14 protein-coding genes and 1 pseudogene are annotated in these 20,007 nt (G+C 48.7%); 10 read left to right on the top strand and 5 right to left on the bottom strand.

The features are described 5' to 3' along the window. Nucleotides 1-20 precede the first annotated feature (20 nt). Nucleotides 21-1,298 (top strand): diguanylate cyclase domain-containing protein, encoded by a 1,278-nt coding sequence (locus DWB84_RS03905; RefSeq protein ID WP_187408427.1) that lies wholly within the window; start codon nucleotides 21-23, stop codon nucleotides 1,296-1,298. A 158-nt stretch (nucleotides 1,299-1,456) separates the two neighbouring features. Here DWB84_RS03905 and DWB84_RS03900 read toward each other — a convergent pair whose 3' ends face one another. Then, nucleotides 1,457-2,473, bottom strand: coding sequence for an aspartate carbamoyltransferase (locus tag DWB84_RS03900; RefSeq protein WP_187408426.1), 1,017 nt, complete (start codon nucleotides 2,471-2,473; stop codon nucleotides 1,457-1,459). Nucleotides 2,474-3,121: 648 nt separating this feature from the next. Here DWB84_RS03900 and DWB84_RS03895 point away from each other — a divergent pair. From DWB84_RS03895 to DWB84_RS03885, 3 genes and pseudogenes are all read left to right on the top strand, one after another. Next, a complete protein-coding gene (locus tag DWB84_RS03895) occupies nucleotides 3,122-4,033 on the top strand; it encodes a DUF2971 domain-containing protein (RefSeq protein ID WP_187408425.1) in 912 nt (303 codons plus the stop codon). Nucleotides 4,034-4,130: 97 nt separating this feature from the next. Continuing rightward, nucleotides 4,131-5,212 (top strand): annotated as a pseudogene (locus DWB84_RS03890) (DNA topoisomerase IB). Nucleotides 5,213-5,283: 71 nt separating this feature from the next. Then, nucleotides 5,284-6,132, top strand: a complete 849-nt coding sequence (locus DWB84_RS03885; protein ID WP_187408424.1) for a sulfurtransferase — start codon at nucleotides 5,284-5,286, stop codon at nucleotides 6,130-6,132. 11 nt (nucleotides 6,133-6,143) lie between these two features. Here the strand turns inward: DWB84_RS03885 and DWB84_RS03880 are convergent, their stop codons facing one another. Both DWB84_RS03880 and DWB84_RS03875 read right to left on the bottom strand, forming a co-directional pair. Next, complete coding sequence (locus DWB84_RS03880; RefSeq protein ID WP_187408423.1) at nucleotides 6,144-6,347, bottom strand: hypothetical protein; 204 nt, start codon at nucleotides 6,345-6,347, stop codon at nucleotides 6,144-6,146. A 39-nt stretch (nucleotides 6,348-6,386) separates the two neighbouring features. Then, nucleotides 6,387-7,595, bottom strand: coding sequence for an RtcB family protein (locus DWB84_RS03875; protein WP_187408422.1), 1,209 nt, complete (start codon nucleotides 7,593-7,595; stop codon nucleotides 6,387-6,389). Between the two features lie 823 nt (nucleotides 7,596-8,418). Here DWB84_RS03875 and pilV point away from each other — a divergent pair. From pilV to DWB84_RS03855, 4 genes are read left to right on the top strand one after another with little or no spacing between them, the layout of a single operon-like run. Continuing rightward, a complete protein-coding gene (pilV, locus tag DWB84_RS03870; RefSeq protein ID WP_187408421.1) occupies nucleotides 8,419-8,919 on the top strand; it encodes a type IV pilus modification protein PilV in 501 nt (166 codons plus the stop codon). Between the two features lies 1 nt (nucleotide 8,920). Then, entirely contained in the window at nucleotides 8,921-10,036 is a 1,116-nt protein-coding gene (locus tag DWB84_RS03865; RefSeq protein WP_187408420.1) for a PilW family protein, read from the top strand. Between the two features lie 11 nt (nucleotides 10,037-10,047). Further along, the gene (locus DWB84_RS03860) at nucleotides 10,048-10,707 is read left to right on the top strand and encodes a PilX N-terminal domain-containing pilus assembly protein (RefSeq protein WP_187408419.1); all 660 of its coding nucleotides are present in this window, start codon (nucleotides 10,048-10,050) and stop codon (nucleotides 10,705-10,707) included. Between the two features lie 9 nt (nucleotides 10,708-10,716). Beyond that, nucleotides 10,717-15,672: a pilus assembly protein gene (locus tag DWB84_RS03855; RefSeq protein ID WP_187408418.1), complete on the top strand. Its 4,956-nt coding sequence runs from the start codon at nucleotides 10,717-10,719 to the stop codon at nucleotides 15,670-15,672. A gap of 286 nt (nucleotides 15,673-15,958) precedes the next feature. Here the strand turns inward: DWB84_RS03855 and DWB84_RS03850 are convergent, their stop codons facing one another. Beyond that, nucleotides 15,959-16,879 carry a hydrogen peroxide-inducible genes activator gene (locus DWB84_RS03850; RefSeq protein WP_187408417.1) on the bottom strand — a complete coding sequence of 307 codons (921 nt, stop codon included), beginning with the start codon at nucleotides 16,877-16,879 and terminating at the stop codon, nucleotides 15,959-15,961. Nucleotides 16,880-17,022: 143 nt separating this feature from the next. On the opposite strand from DWB84_RS03850, the gene ahpC reads away from it, so the two are divergent. Together ahpC and ahpF are read left to right on the top strand one after the other, a co-directional pair. After that, nucleotides 17,023-17,586, top strand: a complete 564-nt coding sequence (ahpC, locus tag DWB84_RS03845) for an alkyl hydroperoxide reductase subunit C (protein ID WP_187408416.1) — start codon at nucleotides 17,023-17,025, stop codon at nucleotides 17,584-17,586. 100 nt (nucleotides 17,587-17,686) lie between these two features. Continuing rightward, nucleotides 17,687-19,297, top strand: coding sequence for an alkyl hydroperoxide reductase subunit F (gene ahpF / locus DWB84_RS03840; protein ID WP_187408415.1), 1,611 nt, complete (start codon nucleotides 17,687-17,689; stop codon nucleotides 19,295-19,297). A gap of 41 nt (nucleotides 19,298-19,338) precedes the next feature. On the opposite strand, the gene DWB84_RS03835 is transcribed toward ahpF, so the two are convergent. Continuing rightward, nucleotides 19,339-20,007: a class I SAM-dependent methyltransferase gene (locus DWB84_RS03835; protein ID WP_187408414.1), complete on the bottom strand. Its 669-nt coding sequence runs from the start codon at nucleotides 20,005-20,007 to the stop codon at nucleotides 19,339-19,341.

The following is a 20,007-nucleotide window of genomic DNA, read 5'->3' as shown; positions in this document are numbered from 1 at the left end:
CGGATGAGCCATCACCCCGCATGAATATATTGATCGTCGAAGACAGCGCAACTCTACGGCACGCCATGTGCCAGTACATTCGCAACGCCGGGCATAACCCAATAGTAGCCAATAATGGTGAAGAAGCACTGCAGCTGTTTGACGCCAGCCGGGTCGATATGATCGTCATGGACGTGGAAATGCCGGGCCTGGATGGTTTTGAAACCACGCGATTGATCCGCGAATGGCTGGAAAAAGACGATCTCTGGCTGCCCATCATCTTCGTCACCGGAAAAAATGAAGAAGACGACCTGCGCAAAGGGATTGATGTCGGCGGTGACGACTACCTGATCAAACCTGTCAGCGAAACCATTCTACTCGCCAAAATCCGCGCTATGGAACGCATTATCACCATGCGCAATGAACTCAAACGTCTGAACCAGAGTTTGATCGAACTTAGCGAGCGCGACAGCCTCACTCGATTATTCAACCGCCGGACCTTCGATGAGCGCGCGGAAAATGCCTGGAAACAGGCTGCGCGCAATCACGAGGCCCTGGCGATCCTGATCATGGACATAGATCACTTCAAACTCTACAACGACTGCTACGGCCACGTAGCGGGAGACGAGTGCATCGTCAAAGTGGCCGATGCCATCACTCAAAGCCTGGGCCGACCCGGAGATATAGTGGCTCGTTACGGCGGCGAAGAATTCATCGTGGTGTTGACCAATACCCGGGAAGATGGCGCCTACCATGTGGCCGAGCGCATCCGCCAAAACGTGGCTGCGCTCAATATCCGCCACCGCGCCTCTCCTACTTCCACCCACATAACCGTCAGTATCGGCGGTGCCGTTATCAATCACACAGCTGGTACCCATCTGCGCGACCAGATCCACGCCGCCGACAAAGCCTTGTACGCCTCCAAACAAGCCGGTCGCAACCGTGTGACCGTCAAATTGTTCAGTCCCAAGGTGCGCATTCTGGTAGCGGATGATACCGGGCGTCTGGCGCGCTCCATCGACAGCAAGCTCAAACAGTATTTCGCCCTGCTGCAGGCGCGCTCTGGCCAGGAAACTCTTTCCCTGGCCAGCCGCAACCGGCCTGACGTAATCGTCATGAATGGAAATTTGAAGGGAGATGACGCCGTCGACACCATCAAACGCCTGCGCGAGGACAGCAACACGGCGCAGATTCCGATTCTGACTGTGTGTCAGGATGTAAATTACTGGCAGAGTCTGGAACTGGAAATCGACGGCTGCTTTGCTGATGCCGAATCGCCAGTTGAGTTGATCGATAAACTCAATCGTTTACTTTTTTAAGGGCTGGAAATACAGAGGCCCTCGCCCAGCGTTTAAAAGCCCGGCCCCCTGATAGGCACAATCCAAATCTTGCGAGTGGAATCCAAAGTCCCCGCCGATTTAGGTGAGGGCAGACGGGTCGCAGAGTCACACAAAAAAGGGCACTCAGTGCCCTTTTTTCATATCTTGTCGCGGCGATGAAACCAATGTACGGGTCGCGCGTATTGATCAACCAGATGCACCACATCCAGCACCATCGCAAATAACGCCATGCGCACCAACAGCCCATTATCCGCCTGGCGGAAAATGGCGAGATTAGGGTTCTGGTTCAGATCGTTATCCAACTCGTTGGCGTCGGAGCGAGAGTCGCGCGGCAGCGGGTGCATGATGACCGTGTTGGGCTCGCAGAACTTGGTGTAGATCGCCTGATTCAAGCGGAAACGTCCGCGGTACAAATCCGCTTCTTCTTTGGTGGGGAAACGCTCTTCCTGAATGCGCGTGGAGTAAACGATATCCACGTTGCTGATACTGGCAGTCAGTTCAGAAGAAATCGTGACTTTGTGACCGGCTTGGCGTGCGAGCTCCACATAAAACTCCGGCATCGCCAATTCGGCTGGAGAAACCAAGGTGATATGGACATTGTTAAACAGACACAAGAGACGGCACAGAGAGTGAACTGTGCGGCCGTATTTAAGATCGCCGATCATGGCGATGCGCAAACCATCAAGGCCGCGGTTGCGACCGCGCAGTTCTTTGCGAATGGTGTAGAGGTCGAGCAGTGCCTGACTGGGATGCTCGTTGGCGCCGTCACCGCCGTTGATCACCGGCACACGGCTGGCGGCGGCAAACTCGGCCACTGAACCTTCCGCCGGATGGCGCATACAGATGACGTCGCTATAGCCGGAGAGAACACGAGCGGTGTCGTAGAGAGATTCGCCCTTGGCGATGGCGGAGCTTTTGAAACCGGTGGTTTCGCGAACCTCACCACCCAAGAGGTTGAACGCGCAGCCGAAGCTGACGCGGGTCCGCGTACTCGGTTCAAAAAACATATTGCCGAGGATCGCCCCTTCCAGTACTCGCGTCGCCTTTTCGCGCAGCGCGTAGGGACCCATGGTATCGGCCACATCGAAGATTCGCTCTATGTCGCTTCGTTCGAACTGCTCAACCGACAAGATATGCGCACCGGCAAACTCCATAGAACCCCCAATATGATCGACAAATTGGGGCGCTATTCTAGCGGCGCCACTGCCTGAAGCAAACTATCGGGAACATTAAGTTTCATAGAGACTGACTTCGCTGTAAGTAACCAAGCACTTAGAAAGGCAGGGAATACGCCCTCTTTGAACGCAGCCACGCCTATTGCCCTTGCCCTCCTCGTGACGAGGAAAGCAAATGTGTTCCAAATCGCAAACCATAACCAAAACGCGAGCGAAATGAAGTTCGCAAATAAATAGAATGGCCGGCCGAATCAGAGCCAGACCTGTCACTCGAGAAATCCTTTTGGACGGCAATTACGAACTTAACAATTTTTATGGTGCGAATTCGCCAACCATAATAAACGTCTCGCAAAAATGACCAAAAAATTGCAGACATTCGGATAATAATCGGAGATTGAAACACCAACAGCTTCCTCGTCCGCATTGGCCATCAGATAGTTATAAGAACAGAAAGTCCTAGGGATATTCGGAATAACAATTACTCCTCCAACAGAACTAAGCCAATGTTAGGACTTAGGGCAAAAGATTTTTCGCGGGATGCCGACTACTCTTATAAACGAAGCCTCAATTGCCTCACGAGGGCACCGAGACTCATTACATAAGCCGGAACCGCCAAAAAGGATTACAGTGTCTGCAGACAAACTTGACAGCCTGATCAAATTCACCGACTGCGATGGTGCTTTAGCTATTCTCAAGGAGCGAAAACTGCGCTGGAGCTCGCCCGATCGTTTTGGCGATCCATTCGAGCTGTCCGCCAGTAGCGGTTTTAACTTTGATACGAGTTCTTTGCTGGATTCCACCATCAAACTGGCAGCGTCGATGATTTTTGCCCCTGAACAACCGAAAGGGGAATCGCCATTGATTAATGCCATACGACGCTGGCGCGATGAAGATCGCTTTCACTCCGCCGACGAATCTCACAGCACCTTGCGCGATTTGCTCAGCAAAATGGTGGATTACCGGCAGGCACAGCTGGAAATCCTGCATTCCAAATGGCAGGAATACGTACGCAAGGTTCGCATCTGCTCCTTTTCCGCCAAACCAGACAATGTGACTGCCTGGGATACGTTTGCCGACTGCCACCGCGGCATTGCAATTCGTTTCGCCTTGACCAACGCTGCGCCGTTTAACACGGCCAAACCCGTGGTGTACCAAACAGAGCGTCCGCAATTAACCAGTCTTCGCGAGCAGCTGGGAGCAATCCTGCACACCCGTAAAGACACAGCAGCGGAACGTTTCAACGATCACTTTTTTGTTAAAGGCCCCCATCGCAAACTCGAGCAGGAATGGCGCTGCATTACTGTAAGCCCGCGGGATATTCCCATTGCCGACAGCCATTACCAGGAATGGTATGACGACCTGCCCTTCGCTGCCGAACAAATCACGGCAATCTATTTTGGTATTAATACTCCTGAGTCAATAAAGGCTGAAATTGCGGCCTTAGCGCAGGAATTTTATCCTCAAGCCAAGCTGTTCCAGGCTGTACCAGGAAAAACTGGTTACGTCATCGAATTTGAAAAATCAAAGCCTTCAACATAACGACACCTAGCATCCCTCTTCTCTTAATTTCTTATTTTTCATCAAACGAGCCCTTTTTTTGCATGGCCTTAAACAAAAGCGACTTAGGTGCGGCCGCATGCTTTTGGATGGGGAAATCAAACTTAGCAAACGTAAAATCGATGCAATTCTGAATGATGGAAGAAAAAGCGCAGAAGCCGTCAATCTTATTTACGTCGACGATCGTCAACCGGGCATACAAAGAATCCGTTCGGCCGATGGTTTTACCTATGTTTCAGGCCACAAAAAAATTCGCGACCGTGCAACACTCGAACGCATCAAAAAACTGGTCATTCCACCGGCCTGGGAGAATGTATGGATCTGTCTCGAAGAGAATGGACACCTGCAAGTAACAGGCATAGATGTGCGCGGGCGCAAGCAGTATAAATATCACCCGCACTGGACAGCACTGCGCAATCACACCAAGTTTTACCGCCTCTTACAATTCGGCCAGCAAATTCCCGCCATTCGACAGCACCTGGAAAAAGATCTCGCCCGCCCCGGCATGCCAGTGGAAAAAGTGTTGGCGGCAGTGGTCAGTCTGATGGATCAGACCAGCATTCGCATCGGCAATAGCGCCTATGAAAAACTCTACGGCTCATTTGGCCTCACAACACTTAAAAATCAACACGTCAAAATTGAAAAGGATCGTTTGCACTTTATATTCAAAGGCAAAAAAGGCGTTGCACACAAAGTCACCCTCAAAAATAAACGCTTGGCGAGAATCGTAAAAATTGCCGCGATATTCCCGGGAAAGAACTTTTTCAATATTACGATGAAGACAGCAATCCGAAAGGCATAGACTCCGGAATGGTGAACGCCTATCTAAAAGACATCACTGGAGAAGATTTTACCGCAAAAGATTTCCGCACCTGGGCGGGCACTGTCCACGCATTTACCGCGTTGCGTGATATAGGCATTTGTGACACACAAACGCAGCTAAAGAAAAATGTGGTAGCGGCACTGGATATGGTTGCCAGCCACTTAGGCAATACCCGATCCGTGTGTAAAAAATATTATGTCCACCCTAGCATTCTGGAGCTTTACGAAGAGCGTCGATTACATCCTTATTGGGAAAAATGCACAGGCGATGATTGTCCCAAAGGGTTTTACCGGGAGGAGTACCTTGTGTTGTCGCTTTTGCAACGGGAATGCCGGTAGCGCGGGAGCGCCATGCACTGTAGACTTCACCCTTCGCTACAAAGACACGACTTCACTTACAGGAGCATGTCATGCCGAACGCCAACCCTACAAACCTCGTCTCGATCGAGTGGCTTCAGCACAATATCCGTAACGATAACCTTATCCTTCTGGATGCCACTCTGCCGCCTGTAGGAAGAAAACCAGAAGAATTCGCCAATACCGGGCATATACCCAATTCTCTGCGCTTCGATATAGATGCCTTGTCGTTACACGACTCCGGCCTGCCGCACACTTTGCTGCCGCCATCGCTGTTCCAAGAAGAAGCGCGCAGGCTGGGAATCAATAAAGAATCCATCATAGTTGTCTACGACAGCATCGGCATTTATTCCGCACCGCGCGCTTGGTGGAATTTCAAAGTCATGGGGCATGAAAAGGTTGTTGTACTTGACGGCGGTTTACCCGCCTGGATCGCCAGCAAGAGAGAGGTTGCTGCCGAGTGTAAAACAGCACAACACGCTGGCAATTTTATAGCGCGACTGGAGAGCACGCGCGTTGTCACGGCGAAAGATGTACTCAAGTCAATTAATCAAGCAACCACGCGTATTATCGACGTGCGCAGTACCGGACGATTTTCCGGTGCGGAAGCAGAACCGAGACCCGGCGTCAAAGGCGGTCATATCCCCTCCTCCGTCAATATTCCCTTCGGCAATTTGATCGATGGCATTTATCTTCAAGCAGAAAATCGTCTAAACGATATTTTTGCCAATGCCGGATGCGCAAAAGATCAGCGCCTGATTTTCAGTTGTGGTTCGGGTGTTACCGCTTGTATTGGAATACTGGCAGCGCAAGTTGGTGGCTACACCCATACAGCTTTATACGATGGATCATGGGCTGAGTGGGGAACAAAAGAAGGCTTGCCAATTGAAAAATCAGCTTAAGCTGAATTCGATCACGCCAATGCGGGCATTTTTTCAGTGAGAATTAAAAAAGAAGAACTGAAAAACGAAGAGCGGCCAAACCACTCCTGAACCTTGCGGTTCGTTTGCTGTTTGGCCGCTGCACGTTTAGCCTTGTTGGATTTTTCATGCACCCCACCCTTTCGCATAATCGGGTGAAACGCATGACCATTACGTCGCTCTTGTTTTTTACCCATTGAATATCCTCATTTAAACATAACTCTTTAATACACATATCACCCTTTAATACACAGCACCTGTTTTAAGGTGTGTACCACTTCCACCAGATCGGACTGGTTCTCCATTACCTGATCTATATCCTTGTAGGCTGCGGGAATTTCATCCAAAACCCCCGTATCCTTGCGACACTCCACTCCGCGAGTTTGTTCGATCAAATCTTCCCGGCGAAATTGCTGCCGAGCCGCTGTGCGGCTCATACGCCGACCTGCGCCATGAGCACAGGAACAGAAAGAATCTGGATTTCCCTTGCCGCGCACTATGTAAGAACGCGCGCCCATACTGCCAGGAATAATTCCCAATTCTCCCTCGCGTGCACTGATCGCACCTTTGCGCGTCAAATAAACCTCTTCACCAAAATGCACTTCACGGCTTACGTAATTGTGGTGACAATTAATCGCATGTCGATCCGCACGAAATTCCGGTAAAAAAGGCTCAATAGCACGCAATACCAAGCCGAGCATTTCCTCACGGTTTATTCGCGCATATTCCTGCGCCCAACTTACCGCTGTCACATAGTCCACAAAGTGCTCGCTTCCTTCGGTGAAATACGCGAGATCCTTATCCGGCAAATTATGGATATGTTTACCCATATCCGCTTTGGCCAATTTAATAAAATATTGACCTATGGCATTGCCGATCCCACGACTACCCGAGTGCAACATCACCCAGATGTCTTTATTTTCGTCGATACAGATTTCAATAAAGTGATTACCGCTGCCCAAGGTTCCCAATTGTTTGGTCCAGAGCGCCTGCGGCTGTTTCAGCATTTTCATCACAGTAGGATGCTTCTCAAACAACCAGTCAACACCCGTCGCCAGCTGTTTACAAGCACTGGCTCGCACACTCACTGTTTTATGTGCTTGCATACCTACCGGCACAGCGCGCTCGATGGCGCTGCGCATCGGCGCTAAGTTATCCGGTAGCTGCGAGGATTTTACGGACAAGCGCACAGCCGTCATGCCGCAGCCGATATCCACACCCACCGCTGCCGGAATAATGGCATTCAGCGTAGGAATTACCGAGCCTACGGTTGCACCAATCCCCGCATGCACGTCCGGCATGGCCGCCACATGCGAATGGACGATCGGTAAAGCGGCAATTTGTTTTAATTGCGTCAGCGCCTGATTTTCAATATCGCTGGTGTAAATTTTTACCGGCTTATGTCCGTTCGCAGCGCCCTTATTTAATTCAATTTTGACAGGCATAAAAACTCACTCAAAAGTCGATTGACTTTCGTAAATTCATTTACCCTTCCGAAGCGCCATAAAAAAACCCTGAACGGTTTCCCGATCAGGGCTTTTGACTCTGACCTGGAAGGATCGACTGCCCTTCCAAGTGAAACACTCAAAAGGGTTTTAAGACTTTAGATATACCTCATAGTTCATTTTGAGTGCCCTTCTAAAATTTGTTGCCAGCGAATGCCGAATTGGGCGGCGATAATACGCCGATTTTTTTGGCTGTCAATAGTCCGCTTTTGTTTTTTAATCCGCCGCATTTCGGTGCGACACAAACGGCCTGTTCCCATTTCACACTATTTTTTAATCATGTTTCGCATCTGAATTCCTGACGCTTTATAACAATTGTTTTCCTCCAACCATTGCCCCTTCTCTCCTAAGAATCACTTTGACTACAGGTTTAGACCATCTTAAGCCAGGCATATCTGCTGATTCCCAAGGGTTTAAGCCGCCAGGTACAAATCTACAAAACGACCTTAAGGTAATTGATATGACAATTAAAATTTGCAATCCATTAATCTCCTTTATGCTCCGCTGATCGGAGAAAACATAAAAACGGTGGCGTTAAATAAATCAATTTGCTGATATCTATAGTGGGCAGACACTTACTGTCCGCAACAAAAAAATAAACACTATTGCGGCCCCTTAACACAATAGTGAAATAAACGAATACAACGAAAACCTCTGATTCCCAACAGTTCAGTTATAAGAGCTGCTGCATGGAATTATCGGACGCTGGACCAAGGTTGTGAACGTGTGATGTAGGTACACAACTTTTCGCAGGGCAATGGACATGAAGCTGTACAAGCAGAAAGGCTCTTCTCTTATAGAAGTCATGATATCTCTTTTTGTTTTGGCGATCGGCCTGCTCGGGATTTTGGGTATGCAGGTCAAATCCATGAAATTCAACCAATCTGCTGATACATACGGACGCGCTATAGTCTTGGCGAATGATATTGCCGAGCGCATCAGAGGCAACCCGAAAAACGCAACTGCCTACGCATCCACGGCAATTCCGGCAACCGCTCCCACCTCTTGTTCAACATCCGCATTCGATACACCTGCGTGCTCTCCTGCAGACTTGGTGAACTGGGATTTATTCAACTGGAGTAACGCCGTGCAGAAAAGCTTGCCGGCAGGCTCCGGGGAAATCTCATTAAAAACCCAGGGAACGCAAAGTTATATCCAAATTATTGTCTCGTTTGATGACAGTCGCGCGACCGATGACAGTACACCGTCGAAAAAGCAATACACCCTTTTGGTTGAACATCCCACCCAACTTGGAGGGGCTTGATATGTCCGCCAAACAGCGTTTTTTCTATTCGACAGGTATGACCGTCGTTGAGCTGATGATCGCCATTGTGATCTCTCTTTTGATTATGGCAGGTGTGGTGCAAGTCTTTTTTAATAGCAAAACCACCTTTTTAGCCCAAGAGGATATGTCGTATATCCAGCATAACGCCCGCTATGCCATGCATCTACTGACGAAGGATCTGCAAAATGCAGGGTATTGGGGATGTGCCGGAAGAGATCCATCTGTCGCCCTGGTAGCGCGAACAGAGAACTCAACGGATATCAACCGGCTGCTGGGATATAACCCTGATTCTGGATACTTGGAACCACTTCAGCCGGTTACAGGATTTGCAACAGGTTTTCCCGCCTCTTATGTCTCTTGGACAATTAAAACGAAAGACGGTGACCGCACGCCGGAGTCGCTGATTGTGCGCAATGCTGCTGGTGTTTCTTCGGTACTGGAATCACATATAGGTACCAATCTCACCCTCAAAAGCCAACATAATTTCAGCACTGGAGATTTGGTGACTGTGGTGGCGGAAGATTGCCGGCGTGTGGCATTAATTAAAATGGCGGATATTTTGGAAAACAGCACCATTCTGAAATATTCCGATACATCTATTTGCGGTGATGTGATCAAACCACCTAAAAAACAAAATATTCGCTGCAAACCGGGATGCGCCTGCGACAGTGTTTCTGGCGGTGGCTCCAAGGCATACAGTGTCGGCAGCCATGTGATGCCCTATAACGCTTCTGGATATTTTGTCGGTGAGTCCCCCACTCTACCTGGCCAGCCGTCATTGCAGCGCGTTATTTATGACAACGGCGCGCTTACGCGGGAGGAGCTCGCTCTTGGCGTTGAGGACCTGCAAGTGCGCTACGGTGTTGATACCGATAACGACGGCGCCCCAGACACTTATGTCGCACCTGATGTATTCACCGCTGCTCACTGGGATAACTGGAGCAAAGTGCGATCAGTGCAAATCAGTTTGGTATTCCGTTCCCTCGAACCATCCCTGCCCGCTGTTACTGCGCAATCTTATCTAAACCGGAATTACGAAGATAAATTCTTGCGGCAATTAATCACGGCGACGGTACGCCTGCGCAATGCGCTGTGATGAGGTGGTCTATGAGACAAAATAATCCATATCCAAAATCGCCCTATCGAAAACAAGCCGGTGCAACTTTAATCTTCGCCCTGGTTGTTTTAGCCGTCGCTACACTGCTGGGCATTTCCAGCATGCGCTCTTCCAACAACGCTTTAAAAATGGCGAGCAGTGCGCGAGATCATGCAGTGGCTTTTCAAGCGGCAGAAGCGGCCCTCGCGCAAGCTGAACAGCTTGTGTTAACCGCAAAATACACCGATGAAGATTTTATCTGCCGCGACTCATCATCCAACCGTTGTTTCAGCAGCGATTGTAAAAATGGCTTGTGTTTTACCGGCGATCTGAGCAACGCGATGTATAGAGATGATTGCAAAATCGCAAAACCCGCTGCGGCGGCAGAAGCCTGGCCCATCAAAAGTTATTGGGAAAATAATGGCGCCGCACTGCCCAAAGTCCAAATTGCCAAAACCGATATCGTCAACAGCGAAGACTTGGACACAGAAACCCTAGCTGTTCCCTATATGGTCGAGTTTCTCTGTTATGTGCCTCGCGATAATCAAACCGCTGACGATGAAAACAACCGCAATGGCGGAGTTCCTTTATATCGCGTGACTGTGCGTGCACAAGGCGGCGCAGGGCGCGCAGCCGTTATGTTGCAATCTGTATTTAAATCCGCGGGCTGAGGTGGAACCATGGCTAGCCAATATCTTCATAACAATTTTATTACCGGGATTGCGGCCTTGCTACTTTTGATTTGCGCAGCATCCACAATCCGCGCTCAAACACCGACAAACGCCGACTACCGAATTAATCCACCTTTGTCTGAACCAGCAAAATCCCACCCGATGGTGATGCTGACTCTGTCAGGCGACCACCAGATTTTTCTAAAAGCCTACAACGATTATGACGATCTGGATGGCGATGGGTTACCGGATGTTACTTACAACCACAATGTCATCTACAAGGGATATTTCAATGAGCATAAATGCTATACATACAGCGCGAATGACGGGCGCTTCAATCCCACCTCCGACGCAATAGCCCCTACCGCGGGATCGGTTCCAGGGCTTACTGCGGCTGGTCTTGCGAACAGACAATATTGTCTCAACAGTGCGGAATGGAGCGGTAATTTTCTCAACTGGGCAACCATGACCCGTATCGATATCGTCCGCAGCGTTTTATACGGCGGGATGCGCTCGACCGACACGGCAAACAGAACCGTTCTGGAACGTGCCTATTTGCCCAATGACGCGCACAGCTTCGCGAAATATTACAACGGCAACGACATCACCAAACTCACGGGCATCAGCTCTTGGCGTTTTACGACAAACGATCAAGATAAGCGCAGGAACGGCCTGACGTTTTGTAATACCAGCCTCGGCCACGCTCATGAAATCCCCTCGCAAAACCAAACCAATACCAGACCGGTTATGCGCGTGGTAAGCGGTAATTATTCCTTATGGGCAAACGGTGAACGATATCAATGTCTACTCGGCCTGAATGCTGCCAATCAAAAGGAATTTAACGAATATGCATTCGGTGTTTTTGGCAACAACGGTAACGATCCTAATATCACAGGAATTCATGCTTATAGCGATGTACCAGATGGCAAAGACCGCTGGGGAACCCATTGGATTGAGGATTACATCGTGAGGGTCGCTGTTTGCACCGATAATACCGAAGATAATATCCACTACTGCCGCCGTTATGGCGCCTCATATAAACCAACAGGTTTATTGCAGACCCACGGTATTCACAGAGAAAATCCTGTGATGTTCGGTTTAATGACCGGCGCTTCCAATAAAAACAAAACTGGCGGCGTATTGCGTAAAAATATTGGCCCCATGAGTGATGAAGTCAATCCTGATAACGGTGTTTTTTTGCGACCATCAACAGGCTCCATTATCGCTAGTATCGACTCGTTGAAAATTTTCGATTACTACTTCCAAAAAAGCGGGCCAAATCACGACAATTTCGGTTCCTACAATTTTACCTGTCCGTGGTTCAGGAGCCGATTTGACGAAGGCAAATGTCGCAGTTGGGGCAATCCATTCAGTGAAATTCTGGCCGAATCCTACCGCTATCTCGCGGGTAATAATAATGCGCCCCGTCTGGATAACAACGCCATACAAGCAGAAAGAACCGCATTACCATCTGCCACTGTGGCCAATTGGCAAGATCCCATCAATTTGATCACAGACAAAGCTTGCATCAATATGAATGTGCTGGGCGTAAATTCCAGCAGTGTTTCTTACGATGGTGATATTGGTCATCTGACTTTCGCACAGCTCGGTATCGGCAATAGCGACCAAACAATTGCATACTGGACAGATTTGGTGGGAAACGGCGAACTCAATAGCAACAAAAAATATTTCGTTGGCAGCGTGCAAGGGTCGACCACGTCAAGTGATGGCCTGTGCACGCCCAAAACAGTTACAAATCTATCTACGGTACGCGGCACCTGTCCTGAGACACCGCGGTTGGAAGGTGGCTATTTAGCGGCTGGACTTGCCTATTACGTTAAAGCCAATAACGTGCGCCCGGATGTGACGGCAACCACTGGCAAAACGTTAAATATTAATACGCTGGGATTGACTCTCGCTGGCAACCAGCCTGTGATCTCCGTACCGGACACCAATGTCAAAATCGTTCCCGCATGTCGTAATAATTCTCAAGACCCGCAACTACCCAGTGAGAAAATTGGCAACTGCGCCTTGGTTGGATTCCAGCCTATTTACACAACGCCAGGCCAAATGCCGACCAAATATTTCATTACCTGGGAAGATACGGAGCAAGGATCGGACTATGACCAGGATATCAACGGCATTATCGAATTTTCCCGATCTGGCAACAGCCTTACGGTAACCACCACCATTTTTAAAGTGAGCACCGGTGTTAACGTCCATTTCGGCTACATTATTTCGGGAACCACGCAAGACGGGCTCAAACTGGTTACACAGGTAAATCCTCTCGTGGCAAACAACACATCTACCTACACCATTGGCTCTTCAGACGCCGAAAGCTTGCAACCACCGCTATTTTACGCAACCAAGTGGGGCTCCTATACCAATTCTCCAGAACACGAAGATCCCCAATTTGACCCAACTAAAGATATTTGGTCCGATGACGGCAAAAATCCACTGAATTACGCAGTGGTGACCAATCCCAGCACCTTGCGTGAGCGCATGGGCAAAATCTTAACGACTATTGGAAAAAATAGCGCCGCAGGGACTGCGGCACCTGTATCAATCAATACTTTCACTGGCGAAGGTATTTTTCTACAAACACTTTATCAACCCGTTTACGTCAGTCCGGACGGCTCCAGTTCCGTCTCCTGGGTGGGAACGCTCAGTGCGTTATTTCTCGATCGTTATGGCAATGTCCGTGAGGATAGCAACAGCAATAAAACCCTCGATAACAGCGACAAGGTTATCGAATTTATCACAATGGATTTCCGCAACAACAATTCCGAAGGTGTCAGTGAAACCCGCAAAATCATTGGTTTTAACCGTTATCCTTATAGTGAGGAATTGCGTGGCAAGGATACATCGGATGCAAATGCTGTTGAGCTTGGATTGAATCTGGATCGTCTAAAAACACTCTGGGACGCACGCGATCAACTAGCCAACATCACCGATGCCAATATTGGCTTGCAACGCGGCGCAAACGAATCAGCCAATCAGAAGCGCCTTATCATCACAGGAATAGATAAACCCAATGCTGAAAATCAATACGACGGCATTATCACCGCAACCGAAACCCTGCAATTTGTCGCGAACAATACCACTGCCGCCGCTTTACGCCCTTATCTGGACGTGGCCAACAATACTGATGCTGCAAATGTCATCAATTACATTCGCGGCAAAGAAATCAGTGGTTATCGCAATCGAACGGTCAAGTTTGACAGTAATAGTTCCGCCAAAGTATGGCGTTTGGGCGATATAGTGAATTCCACTCCGGCGATTGTAGGTCCTCCCTCAGCCGGTTATGACACCATTTATGAGGACGCCAGCTACGCGGCTTTCCGGTCCAAATACGCCAAACGCCGCAATATGGTATATGTAGGAGCAAACGACGGTTTGCTTCACGCATTTAATGCAGGCTTTTTCGATAGTCTGAAAGCCAAATTCACCACAACGCCAACTGGTGATAATGCCTCCGCTCCCGCTTTGGGCGCGGAAATGTGGGCCTACGCCCCTTATAACCTATTGCCCCATCTAAAATGGCTGACGCAGAAAAATTACGAACACGTATATTATGTCGACGCGAATGTCCGCATTTTCGATGCAAAAATTTTTGCCGCAAAAAATAATCCGGATAGATATCCCAACGGATGGGGAACAATTTTGGCGGTAGGTATGCGCTACGGCGGCGGTGAATACGAAATTGATCGCGACGGAGATCCATCCACCAATGACAAAACCATATTGCGGTCGGCCTATATTTTATTTGACGTTACTGATCCGGAATCGCCACCGGAGTTGATTGCAGAAATATCCGCACCTGACCTTGGCTTTACCTTGGCTGATCCGGAAATTATCAAACACACTACAAACGACTGGTTTATGGTATTTGGTTCCGGGCCCCGTGGACCCAAAGCCGTCAGTGAAGCCATCAGCAACGCACCGGCAAAACTGTTTTATCTCGATTTAAAAAAGGCCGTGGAAGGAAACGTACAATTGTCATCCATTACAGTTGACTCAGCTGATAAGGCCTCATTTGTCGGTGGCATCACCGCAAAAGATTGGAATAATGATTATATTGATGACATGCTTTATTTCGGTTTGGTCGGAGATAACAATCGCGGCAGCGCAATATCAACACCTGCTTATAAAGGCGCGTTAAAACAGGCGGTTATAGCGGCGAACGGTTCCGATATTTTAACCTCCGATACAGTATCACCCGTGTTAAGTTCAACAGATGCCAACCTGGCCTTCAGCTCAGCCCCCCTCGCTGTGCGGGATGGTTTAGGTACATTTTGGATATTCGCTGGCACAGGGCGATTTTTTGTCGCACGCGATGTAGAGCTGAATCATGATAATTTTTATTTTGGAATTAAAGTCAATGACACCGATGTGGACGCAGATAAACCCTGGCTTACCAATTCCGGTGTTGCATTGACTGATCTACGTAACATCAGTAATGACCGATTGTATGTAAATAATAGTGGCGGTTTACTGGTGCAAAATTCTTCAAGCAATCAAACATTGGACAAGTATTTAGCTGATATAGCGACAAAACGTGGTTGGTACCGAAAATTCGCCACTGCAGGAGAAGCCAATTTCAGCCGTTCCGCGTTTTTCGAGGGAACTTTGGTTTTCAATACTTATAGATCTGCTTTGGACAAGTGTGAGATTAAAGGTAACTCGCCGCAATATATTCTCGATATGTTCACTGGCCTACCTCAATACCGCCTCAACACCCTGTTTATGGGCAGCGATACGGTCAACGTGGGTGAAATAACTTATACAGAAGTGAGCCCCATTGGGACGGTAATCGACGGCGTTACCTCGTCCCCGGTCATCGCAGACTCGCGCGCAATCACGCAATCCAGCGATGCCTCGCTCAAGTCGACCGATGTAGCCCTAGCGCCCATCAAACCTACACGAAAAGGTTGGCGGCAAATTCTACTGGAGGAATTGCGCTAAGGCCCAGATGCAAGCGGTGAAAACATGCGCAAATAGCGACTCTCCGTGTCCTGACGGACAGTGGTTTAAACAGGATCTTTAACCCATGCGCGACTCTCTTTTCTCCCGCAGGCGTCAACGACAATTTGGTGGTTTCATTTAAACAATCCAAAGAGACCATCTTGGTCGAATAGGTGTTTTATTCCGATAGCCCTTTGCATCGATACAATCCTTTGCAGGAAATCCACTTCGACGACAACACCATCTGGACCATCGACGATATAGTCTCCATTATCGCAGACGCCAACTAGGCGTCTGCATTTTCTCTATCTCGAAGTTTTTCCAAAGTTTCCCGACAAACTTTTAATAAAGCTTCAATGCTATTCATACGCGTGTAATTAGGCCGAATAACAAAAGCAATTTTGCGGTGGGGGCCGGGTTCGTTTAGGTGGATGGTGGAGAGTTGCGGGTAATTGGAGGTGAGTTGGTCTATGGCCATTTCGGGAATTAACGTTGTGCCCATATTGTTGAGCACCATTTGAATTAATGTATTTAAGCTCACTGTGCCAAATCCCTGATTGCCTTCCGGCTCAGGCAGTTTACAGACATCAAGAATATGCTCTTTTAAGCAGTGCCCGTCCTTCAGCAACATCAGATTACTGCGCGCGAGTTCCTTACTGGTGATTTCCGTGCGATTGGTAAATTTCTCCCCTTTTAACGCTATCCAATAAAAATCTTCCGCCCAGAACTCGAAGGTTAACAATCCCTCACAATCGTAAGGAAGCGCAATGATGGCAGTGTCGATTTCGCCATTGCGGACCATTTCCAGCAGCACATGAGTTTGCTCTTCCACCACTACCGGCTGGCAATGAGGGTATTGGTCGCGAATTTCCGGCAAGACCTTGGGCAGCAGATAGGGGGCAATCGTCGGAATCATGCCGATGCTGATGGGGTAGCTGAGCGGCGTTTTGAGGGTATCAGCCAAGCGCTCAAGCTCTTCCAAGCGCAGCGTAATGTCCCTGGCCCGGCGTAATACCTCCGCCCCTATAGGGGTGACCAAAACCTTCTTGTTATCTCGCTCAAATATTTGAAAACCAAGCTGTTTTTCCAATTCGGCCAGCGCCGTGCTCAGGGCGGACTGGGTGATGTTGCACTGTTCCGCCGCCTTCTTGAAATGCAGGGTGCGCTCTACCGCCAGGGCGTAAACCAATTGTTTGGTGGAGATCATAGGCAGCCGCCTTTTTCTGTCATTAAACCATAATTCTAAATAACTGATCGTAAAGTTCAAATAAATCAATTTTATTTATCGTTGGCCAGCTTTTATAGTGAATTCACTGATCAAGCAACCACCAACCTTCGAGGAGACAATCGATGGCCATTTTAAACACCAAAATCAAACCCTTTACCGCTTCGGCCTTCCGCAACGGCGAATTCGTGCAAGTTACCGAAAAAGATGTACTGGGCAAGTGGGCGGTATTTTTCTTCTACCCTGCTGACTTTACCTTCGTATGTCCGACCGAGTTGGGCGACCTGGCTGACCATTACGAAGAATTCCAAAAACGTGGTGTAGAAATTTACTCCGTCTCAACGGATACCCATTTCACCCACAAAGCATGGCATGACGCATCCGACACTATCGCCAAAATTCGCTACACCATGATTGGCGACCCGACTGGAACCATTACTCGCAATTTCGACGTAATGCGTGAAGACCAAGGTCTCGCAGATCGCGGAACCTTCGTAGTTGACCCAGAAGGCGTTATCCAAGCGGTAGAAATCACTGCAGAAGGTATTGGTCGCGACGCACAAGACCTGCTGAGAAAAGTAAAAGCAGCTCAGTATGTGGCAGCCAACCCCGGCCAAGTTTGTCCTGCAGCTTGGAAAGAAGGCGAAGCAACTCTTGCTCCTTCTCTGGACCTGGTCGGCAAAATCTAATGTGCGATCAAGCCGGCAACTCAAGTTGCCGGCTCTATTACCGAGCAATTCGAAATTTTTCGCTACACCCTATTACCACTACTAACACCAGGACTAAGACATGCTGAATGCCGATATTTTGAATGCACTGAAAAGTTACACCGCAAATTTGCAAAAGCCGGTGACTTTTGTACTGCAAAGCGGTGAGCATCCGAAGCGCCCGGAGCTGGTGAAATTCCTCACCGATATCGCGGGTGTCAGCGACAAAATCGCTTTTGTAGAACGCAATACCCAAGGTCAATTACGCAGCCCTATTAGCTTCGCAATTGAAGCGGAAGGTGAAGACACGGGCATTCGTTTTTCCGGAATTCCCGGTGGTCACGAATTTAACTCATTGGTGCTGGCCGTTTTGCAAGCCGGTGGCAGCGCCATAAAACTGGATGACAACATCAAGAGCCTGGTAGCTGCAATTGCAGAACCTTTGCAATTTGAAGTATTTGTCAGCTTAAGCTGTCACAACTGTCCTGATGTAGTACAAGCACTGAATCAATTTGCTTTATTGAATGCCAATATTCAGTCTGAAATGATCGATGGTGGTCTGTTCCAGGACGTTATTCAAGTGCGCGATATTCAAGGCGTGCCAACCGTTTACCTCAACGGTGAATTGTTCGCCAGCGGGAAAGTAACCGCTGCGGAATTGGTACAGAAACTTATCGACCGCTATCCAGAAATTACTCAACGCAAATCCACTGCGGTAATGCCGCTGCAAGACGTAACAGTAATTGGCGGAGGCCCAGCTGGTGTGAGCGCGGCGATTTACAGCGCACGCAAAGGATTAAAAGTGACTTTGATCGCTGATCGCATCGGCGGCCAGGTCAAAGATACGATGGATATCGAAAACCTGATTTCGGTAACCAAAACCACCGGTCCGCAACTGGCTGGTGCATTGCAAGCTCATATGGCCGAGTACGACATTACCATCAAGGAGCACTTGCGGGTTACTAATGTAGAAAATGATGAGATTAAAACTGTGGTTTTGTCTTCCGGCGAACGTATACCGACCAAAACCATCATCATCGCTACTGGTGCCAAATGGCGTGAACTCGGTGTTCCGGGTGAAAAAGAAAACATCGGTAACGGTGTCGCCTACTGCCCACACTGCGATGGCCCATTTTTTAAAGGCAAAGATGTGGCAGTTGTCGGCGGCGGCAACTCCGGTATAGAGGCGGCGCTGGATTTATCCGGCATTACCAAATCCGTCACAGTGCTGGAATTCAACCCGGAATTGAAGGCCGATAAGGTTCTGGTTGATAAAGCTTATGGCAAAAGCAATATCACCATTCTGAAAAATGTCGCCACCCAAGCTGTTCAGGCAGAAAACGGTAAGGTTAACGGTCTTAAATATATGGACCGGGCAACCAAAACAGAACACACGCTGAAATTGGACGGGGTATTCGTTCAGATTGGTTTGGTGCCCAATAGCGATTTTCTCGGCGGATTGGTAGAACGCACACGTTTCGGCGAGATTATTATCAACGAGCGTTGCGAAACTTCCATCAAAGGAATTTACGCTGCCGGGGACGTTACAACCGTGCCTTACAAACAGATTGTGATTTCCATGGGTGAAGGCGCCAAAGCATCTTTGGCTGCATTCGAATACCTGCTGAAGGAAGGCGATTACCTCACAGCTGTGTATCAGCAGAAAACCTCTGACGCTTTAGAGGTTGCTTGATAGTTTGCTTAAACCTCTAGGCCGCTTTATGCGGCCTTTTTTTATTTCACCGCTTCCAGCTCCCACAGCAAATGCGTCAGTCGGTCATCAGATTCCATTAAGGGTTTACCCCTCAAAGAACGACCCGCATCACGAAATTGGTGCGCAACTTTCTTATGCCATCGATTTTTTCTCTGCTCGCGGATTTTTCTCGCCTCCAACTCCAACTCAAAATCCTGGCGCTTAAAAGTCCATTCCGGTTTTGTCCACGCGACCACTAAAGGCTTGAAATTTCCTATAAATCCATAAGCACGACCGTAACACTCTTCACCACAGAAGTAGCTATGGGTCTTGTCCGTTATGATGTTGACATGAGTCGGGTCAACAAAGGCTTCGGGTTGAGGGAAAGCAGGTGTCACCGCATAAAAGCGACCGCCAGGAGCCAATACACGCCATATTTCATTCATCAGTTGGATAAATGGAAATATTGTTTTTTCTCCATTATCAACTGCAAGCACACGCGGTATATGCTCGATGAAATCGAAACCGGATACAGAGCCAAACATGTTGTCGTCATATGGAATTGGTTCCAAAGACAAATTACTCACTCGCGATTGAAATTTCTCCATAGGAGGAACTTCGCGAATATCAACACCAAACAATTGGGAACAGTTGTAAGGATTTCTTGGAGACGTACCACATCCAAGGTCAAGGTGTTTATCAGGACTCAT

It is taken from the genome of Saccharophagus sp. K07 (genome assembly GCF_014336955.1).
Classification (GTDB): domain Bacteria; phylum Pseudomonadota; class Gammaproteobacteria; order Pseudomonadales; family Cellvibrionaceae; genus UBA5868.
The sequence above is the reverse complement of the archived record's forward strand: the minus strand, read 5'-3'. Positions and strand labels throughout refer to the sequence as shown.